Origin of the sequence: Pseudomonas rossensis (genome assembly GCF_039888995.1) — a bacterium.
Taxonomy (GTDB): Bacteria; Pseudomonadota; Gammaproteobacteria; order Pseudomonadales; family Pseudomonadaceae; genus Aquipseudomonas; species Aquipseudomonas rossensis.
Genome location: NZ_JBBWCB010000147.1, coordinates 1 through 13,061, shown reverse-complemented (window position 1 = coordinate 13,061; position 13,061 = coordinate 1). Strand labels below are relative to the sequence as shown.

Annotated in this window: 7 protein-coding genes; 4 read left to right on the top strand and 3 right to left on the bottom strand. The window is 62.0% G+C overall.

What is annotated here, in order from left to right; translation table 11 throughout:
- The coding region (locus WLY71_RS26010; protein ID WP_347805830.1) for a non-ribosomal peptide synthase/polyketide synthase at positions 1-7,234 on the top strand (7,234 nt) is incomplete at its 5' end.
- 155 nt (positions 7,235-7,389) lie between these two features.
- Positions 7,390-8,202, top strand: coding sequence for an alpha/beta fold hydrolase (locus tag WLY71_RS26005; protein ID WP_347805829.1), 813 nt, complete (start codon positions 7,390-7,392; stop codon positions 8,200-8,202).
- A 125-nt stretch (positions 8,203-8,327) separates the two neighbouring features.
- Here WLY71_RS26005 and dsbG read toward each other — a convergent pair whose 3' ends face one another.
- The 3 genes from dsbG to dsbD are packed head-to-tail and all read right to left on the bottom strand — an operon-like array spanning position 8,328 to position 11,676.
- Positions 8,328-9,098 carry a thiol:disulfide interchange protein DsbG gene (gene dsbG / locus WLY71_RS26000; protein ID WP_347805828.1) on the bottom strand — a complete coding sequence of 257 codons (771 nt, stop codon included), beginning with the start codon at positions 9,096-9,098 and terminating at the stop codon, positions 8,328-8,330.
- Positions 9,074-9,940, bottom strand: coding sequence for a prolipoprotein diacylglyceryl transferase family protein (locus WLY71_RS25995; protein WP_347805827.1), 867 nt, complete (start codon positions 9,938-9,940; stop codon positions 9,074-9,076). Before WLY71_RS25995 ends, dsbG begins: the two co-directional genes overlap by 25 nt.
- Entirely contained in the window at positions 9,940-11,676 is a 1,737-nt protein-coding gene (dsbD, locus tag WLY71_RS25990) for a protein-disulfide reductase DsbD (protein ID WP_347805826.1), read from the bottom strand. The genes WLY71_RS25995 and dsbD overlap by 1 nt, the downstream gene beginning before the upstream one ends.
- Before the next feature lie 153 nt (positions 11,677-11,829).
- Between dsbD and WLY71_RS25985 the strand changes: the two genes are divergently transcribed.
- Together WLY71_RS25985 and WLY71_RS25980 are read left to right on the top strand one after the other, a co-directional pair.
- Positions 11,830-12,513 (top strand): response regulator, encoded by a 684-nt coding sequence (locus tag WLY71_RS25985; RefSeq protein ID WP_074878741.1) that lies wholly within the window; start codon positions 11,830-11,832, stop codon positions 12,511-12,513.
- The coding region (locus WLY71_RS25980; RefSeq protein ID WP_347805825.1) for a sensor histidine kinase N-terminal domain-containing protein at positions 12,510-13,061 on the top strand (552 nt) is incomplete at its 3' end. The genes WLY71_RS25985 and WLY71_RS25980, both read left to right, overlap by 4 nt.

Sequence of the window (13,061 nt, the reverse complement as noted above, 5' to 3'; positions counted from 1 at the left end):
CTACTGGACCGCGCAACTGGGCCGTGAACATCCGCTGCTGGAATTGCCCGCCGACCGTCCACGTCCTCCCGTGCAAAGCCATCAAGGCGAATTGTTCCGTTTCGACCTGAGCGATGAGCTTGCCGCACGGGTTCGCGCCTTCAATGCGCAAAATGGTCTGACCCTGTTCATGACCATGACCGCCGCGCTGGCCGTGCTGCTTTACCGCTACAGCGGCCAGACCGACCTGCGCATCGGCGCGCCGGTGGCCAACCGGATTCGTCCGGAAAGTGAAGGGCTGATCGGTGCGTTCCTCAACACCCAAGTGCTGCGTTGCCAGCTCGACGGGCAGATGTCCGTGGGTGAGTTGTTCGAGCAGGTTCGCCACACCGTGATCGAAGGCCAGTCCCATCAAGACTTGCCGTTCGATCATTTGGTGGAAGCCTTGCAGCCGCCGCGTAGCGCGGCTTACAACCCGTTGTTCCAGGTGATGTGCAACGTGCAGCGCTGGGAATTCCAGCAGAGCCGCACACTCGCTGGCATGACCGTCCAGTACCTGGCCAACGATGCCCGCGCAACCAAGTTCGACCTCAACCTGGAAGTCACCGACCTCGACCATCGCCTGGGTTGCTGCCTGACCTACAGCACCGATCTGTTCGATGAACCGCGCATTGCTCGGATGGCCGGGCATTGGCGCAACCTGCTGGAAGCGCTGCTGGCCGATCCGCAACAGCGCCTCAGTGAACTGCCGCTGCTGGACGCCACCGAACAGCAAAACCTGCTCGACAACCTCGGCGTCGAGCCGGGCGAACATCGCCTCGACCAGTGCATTCATCACCTGTTCAGCGAGCAGGCCCTGACCCGAAAAGATGCACCGGCATTGACATTCGCCGGGCAAACCCTGAGCTACGCCGAACTCGACAGCCGCGCCAATCGCCTGGCCTGGATGCTCCGCGAGCGGGGCGTCGGGCCGCAGATTCGGGTGGGGCTGGCGCTTGAGCGTTCACTGGAAATGGTCGTCGGCCTGTTGGCGATCCTCAAGGCCGGCGGCGCCTACGTGCCGCTGGACCCGGAATATCCGCTGGACCGTTTGCACTACATGATCGAAGACAGCGGCATCGGTTTGCTGCTCAGCGATGCGGCGATGTTCGAAGCGCTTGGCGAGCTGCCGCCAACCGTGGCTCGCTGGTGCCTCGAGGAGGATGCCGCCACACTGGCCAACTACCCGGCCACCGAGCTGCCGTTTATCAGCCTGCCGCAACACCAGGCGTACCTGATTTACACATCGGGCTCTACCGGCAAACCGAAAGGCGTGGTGGTGTCCCACGGTGAAATCGCCATGCACTGCCGTGCGGTGATCGAGCGTTTCGGTATGCGTCCGGACGACTGCGAGCTGCACTTCTATTCCATCAACTTCGACGCCGCGACCGAGCGTTTGCTGGTGCCTTTGTTGAGTGGTGCTCAAGTTGTTCTGCGCGCTCAAGGCCAGTGGGACGCGGAAGAAATCTGCGGTCTGATTCGCCGCCACAACATCAATATCCTCGGCTTCACTCCAAGCTACGGCAGCCAGTTGGCGCAATGGCTGGCGACTCAGGGCGAGACGTTGCCGGTGCGGATGTGCATCACCGGCGGTGAAGCGCTGACCGGCGAGCATCTGGCGCGGATTCGCGCAGCGTTCAAGCCGAGCCTGTTTTTCAACGCCTACGGCCCGACCGAAACCGTGGTCATGCCGCTGGCCAGTCTGGCGCCCGAGCAATTGGAAGAAGGCCTCGGCAGCGTGCCGATCGGCAGCGTGATCGGCGCGCGGGTGGCCTACATCCTAGACGCTGATCTGGCGCTGGTGCCGCAAGGCGCGACCGGCGAGTTGTACGTCGGCGGCGCCGGTCTGGCGCAGGGTTATCACCAGCGTCCGGGTATGACGGCCGAACGTTTTGTGGCTGATCCGTTCGCCGCCAATGGCGGGCGTCTTTACCGCACCGGCGATCTGGTGCGCCAGCGCGCCGATGGTCTGGTGGAGTACCTCGGCCGTATTGACCATCAAGTGAAGATTCGTGGTTTCCGCATCGAACTGGGTGAGATCGAGACCCGTCTGCTGGAGCATGAATCGATCCGTGAAGCCGTGGTGCTGGCGCTGGATGCCCCGAGCGGTAAACAACTGGTCGGCTATCTGGTGACTGAAGTCGCCGGGCAAGACGAAGTGCAACAACACACTCTGCGTGAAGCGTTGAAGGCGCACCTCAAATCCCAGTTGCCGGATTACATGGTGCCAACGCATTTGATCCTGCTGGCCAGCATGCCGCTGACCGCCAACGGCAAACTCGACCGCCGCGCATTGCCGGCGCCGGATCCGGAGCTGAACCGTCAGCAGTACGTGGCGCCGAGCAACGAGCTTGAACTGACGCTGGCCGCCATCTGGTGCGAAGTTTTGAACGTTCTGCAGGTCGGCCTCAACGACAACTTCTTCGAACTGGGCGGCGATTCGATTCTGTCGATCCAGGTGGTCAGCCGTGCGCGGCAGCAGGGTATTCACTTCAGCCCGCGTGACCTGTTCCAGCACCAGACCGTGCAAACCCTGGCCGCCGTGGCGACCCGCACCGTGCAAATCACGGCCGAGCAAGGTTTGCTGACCGGCGAATCGCGTCTAACGCCGATCCAGCACTGGTTCTTCGACACCGACATCCCCCAGCGCCAACACTGGAACCAGGCGTTGCTGCTGGAACCGACCGTGGCGCTGGAGCCCCATCGTCTGGAGCAAGCACTGCTGGCAGTGATCGAACAGCACGACGCCTTGCGTTTGCGCTTCTCTGAAATTGCAGGGCAATGGCAAGCCGAGCACCAGGCGGTTTCCGACGCGCCGGTGTTGTGGCAAGTGCGCGTTTCGTCCATGGACAAATGCGCGGCTCTGTTCGCCGATGCCCAGCGCAGCCTCGACCTCGAAGCGGGGCCGCTGATGCGGGCGCTGCTGGTCGATGGTCCCGAGGGGCAACAGCGGCTGTTCATCGCCATTCACCACTTGGTCGTGGATGGGGTTTCGTGGCGGGTGTTGCTGGACGATTTGCAAACGGTGTATCGCCAACTGGGCGCGGGGAAGTCGGCAAAACTGCCGGCGAAAACCAGTGCCTTCAAGGACTGGGCCGCACGCTTGCAGGCGTATGCCGGCAGCGAATCCCTGCGTGAAGAATTGAGTTGGTGGCAGTCGCAACTGGCCGGTGAAAGCGTCGAATTGCCGTGTGATCGCCCCGAGGGTGGCCAGCAGAATCGTCATGCGCAAACCGTTAGCGTGCGCCTCGATGTCGAGCGCACTCGCCAACTGCTGCAACAGGCACCGAGCGCCTATCGCACTCAGGTCAACGACTTGCTGCTGACCGCATTGGCCCGCGTGCTGTGCCGCTGGAGCGGTCACGAATCGGCGCTGATTCAACTCGAAGGTCACGGCCGCGAAACGCTCTTCGACGAGATCGACCTGACCCGTACCGTCGGCTGGTTCACCAGCGCTTATCCGCTGCGCTTGACGCCGGAGAACGAGCAGGGCGCCGCGATCAAGGCGATCAAGGAACAACTGCGCGCGGTGCCGCACAAAGGTCTGGGTTATGGCGTGCTGCGTTATCTCGCCGATGACTCGAGCCGGCAGATCATGGCCGAGTTGCCGGTGGCGCCGATCACCTTCAACTACCTCGGTCAGTTCGACCAGAGCTTTGGCGCGGACGCCTTGTTCCGTCCTCTCGATGAAGCGGTCGGCGCGGCCCATGATCCTTGTGCGCCGCTGCCCAATGAGCTGAGTGTCGACAGTCAGGTCTATGGCGGTGAGCTGGTGCTGCGTTGGACCTTCAGCGCCGAACGCCACGATCTGCGGACCATCACTGAGCTGGCAGACGCTTACCTCGGCGAATTGCAGAGCCTGATCGAGCATTGCCTGCGCGACGATGCGGGAGGCCTGACGCCGTCGGACTTCCCGTTGGCGAAACTGACCCAGCCTCAACTCGACGCGCTGCCCATCCCGGCCGCCGCCATCGAAGACGTCTACCCGCTGACCCCGATGCAGGAAGGCATGCTGCTGCACACCTTGCTGGAACCGGGCACCGGCCTCTACTACATGCAGGATCGCTACCGCATCAACAGCGAGCTCGACCCGCAGCGTTTCGCCCAGGCCTGGCAAGCGGTGATCGCCCGCCACGAAGCCCTGCGCGCGTCGTTCTGCTGGAACGTGGGCGAAGACATGCTGCAAGTTATCCACAAGCCGGGCAGCACGCCAATCGAGTACCTGGACTGGAGCGCAATCGCCGAAGTCGAGCAGGAGCCGAAGTTGCAGGCGCTGCTTAAAAGCGAGCGCGAGGCCGGGTTCGATCTGCTCAATCAGGCACCGTTCCATCTGCGCCTGATCAAGGTCGGCGCGGCGCGCTACTGGTTCATGATGAGCAACCACCACATCCTCATCGATGCCTGGTGCCGTTCGCTGCTGATGAACGATTTCTTCGAGATCTACACCGCACTGGGCGAAGGTCGGGACGCGCAGCTTGGGCTTGTGTCGCGTTATCGCGACTACATTGGCTGGCTGCAACGCCAGAGCCTGGCCGAGGCGCGGCAGTGGTGGAAAACCAACCTGCAAGGTTTCGAACGGACCACGCCGATTCCGAGCGATCGACCGTTCCTGCGTGAACATGCCGGCGAAAGCGGCGGCATGATCGTCGGCGACCGCTACACACGGCTGGATGCCCGTGACGGTGCGCAATTGCGTGAACTGGCTCAGGCCCATCAGCTGACCATCAACACCTTTGCCCAAGCGGCGTGGGCGCTGGCGCTGCGCCGTTTGAGCGGTGATCGTGACGTGCTGTTTGGTGTCACAGTGGCCGGGCGTCCGGTGGACATGCCGCAGATGCAGCGCACGGTCGGGCTGTTCATCAACAGCATCGCGCTGCGGGTGAAAATGCCGGAAGACGATCAGCGTTGCAGTGTTCGTCAATGGTTGAGCGGTTTGCTCGACAGCAACATGCAACTGCGCGAATACGAATACCTGCCGCTGGTGAGCATTCAGGAAAACAGCGAACTGCCCAAGGGCCAGCCGTTGTTCGACAGCCTGTTCGTGTTCGAAAACGCCCCGGTGGAAGTCTCGGTGCTGGACCGTGCGCAGAGCCTCAACGCGACCTCGGATTCGGGCCGCACCCACACCAACTTCCCGCTGACGGCGGTCTGCTATCCGGGCGATGACCTGGGCTTGCACCTGTCTTACGACCAGCGTTATTTCGATGAGTCGACCGTCGAGCGCATGCTCGGCGAGTTCAAGCGATTGCTGCTGGCGCTGGTCGAAGGATTCCACGGCGACATGGCCGATCTGCCGTTGCTGGGCTTTGAAGAGCAAGACTTCCTGATCCACGGGTGCAACCAGAACGAACACGAGTACCCGCTGGAGCAGAGTTACGTCGAACTGTTCGAGGCTCAGGTTGCTCAGCATCCTCAGCGGATGGCTGCCAGTTGCCTGGGTCAGCAGCACAGCTACCTTGAGCTGAATGAGCGCAGTAACCGTCTAGGTCACGCCTTGATCGCCGCTGGTGTGAGGCTGGATCAACCGGTTGCGTTGCTGGCTGAACGTAACCTCGATCTGCTGGGCATGATCATCGGCAGCTTCAAGGCGGGCGCCGGTTACTTGCCACTGGACCCGGGCCTGCCGAGTCAGCGACTGAGCCGGATCATCGACCTGAGCCGCACGCCGTTGCTGGTGTGTTCTCAGGCCTGCCGCGAGCAAGCGCTGGCGCTGCTGGATGAGTTCGGTTGCGCCAACCGGCCCACGTTGTTGGTCTGGGAAGAGGTGCAGGCGAGCGATGTTTCGGTTGCGAATCCGGGCATCTACAGCGGCCCGGACAACCTCGCCTACGTGATCTACACCTCGGGCTCAACGGGCCTGCCGAAAGGCGTGATGGTCGAACAGCGCGGCATGCTCAACAACCAGTTGAGCAAGGTGCCGTACCTGAACCTGAGCGATGCCGATGTGATCGCCCAGACCGCCTCGCAAAGTTTCGATATTTCGGTCTGGCAGTTCCTCGCCGCACCGCTGTTCGGCGCTCGGGTGGACATCGTGCCGAACACCATCGCCCATGATCCGCAAGGGTTGCTGGCGCATGTGTCGACCCAGGGCATTACCGTGCTGGAAAGCGTGCCGTCGCTGATTCAGGGCATGCTCGCCCAGGAACGCATGAGCCTGGACGGTCTGCGCTGGATGCTGCCGACCGGTGAGGCAATGCCGCCGGAGCTGGCGCACCAATGGCTGCTGCGCTACCCGGAGATCGGGCTGGTGAATGCTTACGGTCCGGCGGAGTGCTCGGACGACGTGGCGTTCTTCCGCGTCGACATGGCGTCGACGCGCGGCAGCTACCTGCCGATCGGTACGCCGACTGACAACAATCGCTTGTACCTGCTTGATGGCGCGCTGGAACTGGTGCCGTTGGGTGCAGTGGGTGAGTTGTGCGTCGCGGGTACCGGTGTCGGCCGTGGCTACGTCAGTGATCCGTTGCGCACGGCTCAAGTGTTTGTGCCTGACCCATTTGGCGCGCCGGGGGATCGTCTGTATCGCACCGGTGATCTGGCCCGTCGTCGCAGTGACGGCGTGCTGGAATACGTCGGGCGGATCGACCATCAAGTGAAGATCCGCGGCTACCGCATCGAACTGGGTGAAATCGAAGCGCGTCTGCATGAGCAACCGCAAGTGCGCGAAGCGGCGGTCGGCGTACAGGAAGGCGTCAACGGCAAACATCTGGTCGGCTATTTGGTAGCGGCTGATTCTTTGATCAATTCAACGGAGCGACTGGAACGCATCAAGCAACGTCTGCGCGCTGAACTGCCGGAATACATGGTGCCGTTGCACTGGCTATGGCTGGATCGCATGCCGCTCAACGCCAACGGCAAGCTTGATCGCAAGGCGCTGCCAGTGCTGGAGATCGGCCAGTTGCAGAGCCAGGACTACCAGGCGCCGCGCAATGAACTGGAGCAAACGCTGGCGGATATCTGGGCCGAGGTGCTGAAGGTCGAGAAGGTTGGTATTCGCGACAACTTCTTCGAGCTGGGCGGGCATTCATTGCTGGCGACGCAGATCGCTTCGCGGGTGCAGAAAGCCCTGCAACGTGATGTGCCGTTGCGGGCGATGTTTGAATGCAGCACGGTGGCGGAGTTGGCCGAATACATCGACGGATTGGCGGCGAGCGACATCACCGAGGAGAAGGTGGATCGCCTCAATGACCTGATGGCGGAGTTGGAAGGGCTTTAAAGTCAAAAGATCGCAGCCTGCGGCAGCTCCTACGGGTGTACTTAGACCCCTGTAGGAGCTGGCGAAGCCTGCGATCTTTTGATCTTTGGCAGGTTGACTGTGGAGCGACTCCGGCACAGTCTGCCTGCTCCATTTTTTGCCAGAGGAGACAGTCAATGCCCTTCGTTACGGTTGATGGACAACCCCTTCACTACACTGATCAAGGCACCGGCCCTGCCGTTCTGCTGGCCGGCAGTTATCTGTGGGACCAGGCCATGTGGGCACCGCAGATTGCCGCTCTGTCGCAGCAATACCGGGTAATTGCTCTGGACCTGTGGGGCCATGGTGAATCCGGGCGGATGCCCGAGTGCACAAGGTCGCTGGATGACGTAGCGCGCCAGGCACTGGCGCTGCTCGATCATCTGGACATCGACCGTGTCACGCTGGTCGGTCTCTCGGTCGGTGGCATGTGGGGCGTGCGTCTGGCGCTGTCGGCGCCGCAGCGGATCAACGGTCTGGTACTGATGGACACCTACGTCGGCGTCGAGCCGGAACCGACTCGCCAATACTATTTCTCGCTGTTCAAACAGATCGAAGACACCGGCATGATCGCACCGCAGTTGCTCGACATCGTCGTGCCGATCTTCTTCCGCCCAGGCATCGATCCGCAGTCGGCGCTGTATCAGGATTTCCGCGCCAAACTGGCCGCACTGCCGCCGGAGCGTCTGCGCGAGAGCATCGTGCCGATGGGGCGGATTACGTTTGGGCGGGATGATCTGTTGCCGCGTCTGGGCGAGTTGAATCCTGACACCACGCTGTTGATGTGTGGCGATCAGGACAAACCGCGGCCGCCATCCGAGACGAGGGAGATGGCCGAGTTGATCGGTTGCCCATCTGTGCTGGTGCCGGAGGCGGGGCATATCTCCAATCTGGAGAATCCGCAGTTCGTCACCGAAGCACTGCTGAAGTTTGTGGCTGACATAACTTAGTCGATCTTACTGACGCCATCGCGAGCAAGCTCGCTCCCACAGGGGAATGCATTCCAATGTGGGTGCGACGGTGCGACGGTGCGACGGTGCGACGATTCGACCTGCTCGCGATGGGGCCGGAGGGGTCACTTAGGCCCGAGAATTTGCACCAACTTGTCCGGCGACGGCGCGCCTTGCTGTTGTTGCAGCTCGCCCTTGTCGTCCATGTAGAAAATCGCCGGGGTGGCCTGTAGCTCCAGGTCTTCCATCAACTGCATGTTGGCCGCCAGCTTCGCCTGAATCGCCGGGGGCACGTTTTTCAGGGGTTTTAGCGAGCTTTTCTTGCCTGACTTCTCATGGTCTTCCAGCGCTTTCTGCGGATCCTTGGCGGCCAGCAGCGCAGCCGATTTCCCCGGACTGTCTTCGCGAATGATGCCGACCATGATGTGCCGCAGCTGCACCTTGCCAGCCTTGACCCATGGCCGCGCCTGTTCCCAGAACACGTTGCAATAAGGGCAGTTCGGATCGCTGAACAGGTACACGATCCGCGGTGCATCTTTCTTCCCGTCGCCGATCCAGTTGCTGGCTTCCATCTTGCCCCAGACTTCCTTGGCCATTGGTGCGTAAACCAGCTTCTGCAACGGCGCGCTGGTCAGGTCGTTGCCGTCGGCGTCGTACAGATTGCCGAGCAGTACGTGCTTGCCATCCGGGGTCAGGTACAGCGCCATGCCACGGTTCTGGTACTGCGCCGCATAACCGCGCAAGCCGTCGGGAGCGTCGAATTGGCCGACGATTTTTGCGCCCTTGGCTTCGATTTTCTTGATCGCTTCGGGCAATTCTTCGGCGGCCTGCACCGACGGTAGATGCAGCAGGGCGGCGCCCAGGGTCAATGTCAGCAGGTGGCGGAGGCGGGGCATGGCAATTTCCTTGAAGAGGTGGCCGGTACGGCAGGATTCGGGGTGTCGAAGTTTTCCAGGGCGCGGGCCAGGCTGGCTTCCGACAGCTCACCCAGATGGCTGCCCAGCAGGCGACCGTCGGGACTATAGAACAGCGTAGTCGGCAACGCCATGGAACCGACGGCCTGGCCCAATCGGCCACTGCCGTCAAAAAGTACGTTGGACAAGCTCAGGCCCTGGGTTTCCAGAAAAGTACTGACGCTTTGCATGCTTTCAGCCTGGTTGACGAACAGGAACGTCAGGTCCGGGCGGTGTTGCTGGGCGTTTTCCAGCACCGGCATTTCCCTGCGGCATGGCGGACACCAGGTGGCCCAGAGATTGATCACCAACGGGCCGCCCTTGTAGTCCGCCAGTTGCACGGTTTCACCGGCGGCATTGCGCAGGGTAATTTCCGGCAGGCGCGTGCCTTGTTCGTAGATGGTCAGGGAGAAGGTCGCCAGCAGCCAGAACGCCAGGCCGCTGGCCACGCCAAAGCCCAACGGCCGGCGCAAGCCCGGGCGACGCCAGCCTCGATACAACGCGGCAAGCAGCAGCACGATCACACCCGGCCAGGCGAGGAAACCGCCGTCGCGCAGGTCGATGATCTGCCACGGATCGTTGCGGTACTGCGCCCAGTAGGCGATCACGAAGCTGATCCGGGCGGCCAGCATGCCCAGCAGGAACAGGCTGAACAGCACCGACTCCGGGTTCTCGCCGTCACGCTTGGCCACCCGCCAGCCGATGAATGTCGCCAGCGCCAGGGCACTGATCAGCAGCAGGTGATTAAGCGCGATGGCAAAAGTGCCGAGGGTAAAGGTCAGCATTAACGGGCGTCTCGGGTAGTGGTCCAGCGTTGCAGGAAGGTGCCGGCATCGACCTCACCGGTGATGCGCTGGCTGCGACGCTCGATGCCGTCGGCGCCGATCCACAGCAGGCTCGGTGGCCCCGGCACTTTATAACGGCCGAGCAGTTCGCGGCTCGCGGCATTGTCGGCGGTGACGTCCAGCCGTAGCAAGCGCACATCGCTCAAGGCTTCCAGTACGTGGGCTTTGCCGAACACCTGTTTTTCCATGACCTTGCACGACACGCACCAGTCAGCGTAGTAGTCCAGCAGCACCCATTGGCCCTGAGCCTGTGCCGCGTCGAGCTCCCGTTGCAGAGCTGCCGGGTCCTTGATCGTGGTGAATGCGTCGTGGCCAACCGGGTTTGCGGTGCTGCTCGAATTTGAAGCGCTGTAGACCTGCAATGGCTTCAACAGGTCGTCGCCGCCGCCAGCGGCACCGATCATCAGCAGGCTGCCCCACACACCCAGCAATAGTGAGCTGGCGCCGAACACATGGGCTACGCGACCGAAACCTTCCGACTGTTTCCAGGCGCTGTACGCGGCAATCAACAGTAACGCACCGCACAAACCAATCCACATTGATTCATCCAGCACCGGACGCAGCATCAGCAACGCGGTAGCGAGGAACAGGAAGCCGAACACGCCCTTGAGCAGGTTCATCCAGGCGCCAGGTTTGGGCAGGAAGCGATTGCCGACGGTGACCAACAGCAGCAGCGGTACGCCGATGCCGATGCCCATGGCGAACAGAATCAGCCCGCCATGCAGTGCATTGCCGCTTTGAGCGATGTAGAGCAAGGCGCCCGCCAGCGGGGCGGTCATGCACGGGCCCACCAGCAAACCGGACAAGGCACCCAACACACCGGCGCCGAACAGGCTGCCGCCGCGCTGATTGCGCGAGACATTTTCCAATCGATCACGCACGGCCACCGGCAGTTGCAACTCGAAGAAGCCGAACATCGGCAACGCCAGCAACACAAACACAGCCGCGAAACTGCCCAGCAACCAAGGGTTCTGCAACAACGCCTGCAGATTCGCCCCCAGCAGCGCGGCCAGAACGCCCATCGCCGCATACACCAGCGCCATGCTCACGACATAGCTGGTGGCCAAGGCGAAACCGCGCTTGGGCGTGGCGCCACTGCCGACAATCAAACCGCCCAGAATCGGCAGCATCGGCAGCGAGCAAGGCGTGAAGGCCAGCAACAGCCCCAGACCGAAGAACACCAACAAGCTCCAGCCCAGCGCCCGTTGTTGCAGGCCGCTGGCCAAGGCTTGATCCGGCGCTTCGTTTGTTGCAGCGGTAGTCGATTTGCCGCCCAGATCCACGACCTGAGTTTGCGGCGGATAACACAAGCCGGCATCGGCACAGCCCTGGAAGCCCACTTTGATTTGCCCCGTGGCACCAGCCGGGATCTTCAGTTCCAGGCCTTGGCGATAGACCTGCTGTTCGCCAAAGAAATCATCGCTGTGCGCTTCGCCGTCAGGCAATACAGGCATGTGTTCCGCGGGCAAGCCATCGAATTTCAGGCGTTGCTGGTAGAGGTAATAACCGTCGGCGATCTGCCAATAGAGCTGGGTTTCACCGGAATCAAGGCGTTCGGAGGTGAAGATGAACGCCTTGCCGACGGGTAGAAAGTCGGGTTTGGTCGCGAACGGATCAGTCCCTGCCTGGGCCAGACCCGAGATCAGGAGAACAAAGAATAGAAACAGTCGACGCATGGGTAAGCCTTGTCCCTGTGCAAGTGAAGTGCACAATGGGCGGCGTCGATTAACCGATGATTAACCGCGGTGGCCTTGTGGCATTGGCGTTTGCGGCATAATGTCCGCTTAATCGGCCACCGGCCTAATCACCTTTTTTCAACAGGTCTCACCATGCACGTACTGGTTTGCGAAGACGACGAGTTGATCGCCAGCGGCATTGTCGCCGGCCTCACCGCTCAGGGCCTGACGGTAGAACATGTCGCCACCGCGTCGTCTGCCCGGGCGATGCTCAAGGTCGCCGAGTTCGATGTGATGGTGCTCGACCTCGGTCTGCCCGATGAAGACGGTTTGAAGCTGCTACAGCAGTTGCGACACAGCGGTCTGGAAATCCCGGTGTTGATCCTCACCGCCCGGGATTCAGTCACCGACCGCGTCGACGGCTTGCAAGCCGGCGCCGACGATTACTTGCTCAAACCGTTCGACCTGCGCGAACTCGCCGCGCGCCTGCATACCCTGTTGCGACGGGTGGCGGGGCGCAGCGTCAACCTGATCGAGCACGGTCGCCTGACTTACGACCCAAGCAGTCGTGAAACCATGCTTGGCGGCCAGCCGGTGGACCTTTCCCGTCGTGAGCAGTCGCTGTTGCAGGCCTTGCTGCATAACCGGGGCCGGGTGCTGTCGACCGAGCAACTGAAAGACAGCGTTTATGGTTTTAACGATGAGCTGGAAAGCAATGCCCTCAACGTGCATATCCATCACCTGCGGCGCAAACTCGGCAATGGCATTGTCGAGACGGTGCGCGGCCTGGGCTATCGCCTGGGGCCGGCCGATGGCGCAGAGGAATTGAAAAAGTGATGAGCCTGCGTTTGCGCCTGAGCCTGACACTCGGCGCCGCTTTTGCGCTGATCTGGGCCCTGGCGGCGGCCTGGATGCTCAGCGACCTGCGCAACCAAATGATGTTTTCCCTCGACCAGCGGCTGGTGGCCTCGGCACGGATGGTCGCCGGTCTGATGGAGCAATTGCCGGCGTTGCCGAGCAAGGGTGAGGGCACCCATTTCAGCGCTGAACAACTGAACATCCCCGGCGGCATGGCCTGTCAGGTCAGTTCGTTGCGGGGCGAAATCCTCGCCCGCAGTCACACCGATCCGCAACAAACCCTGGAAGCCGAGAAAATGGGCTTTCACGACCAGATGATCGACGGCGCACCGTGGCGCAGTTTCACCCTGGCCCGTGGCGACGTGCGCATCACCACCGCCGACCGGCAGATCGAGCGTGAGGCGCTGAACATGTCGATCCTGCTGGCCGCTTCGGTGCCGGTGGGCGTGGCCTTGCTCGGTTGCCTGTGCCTGCTCTGGCTGGGGATCGGCCAGGGGCTGGCGCCACTCAACCGCATGCGCGATGCC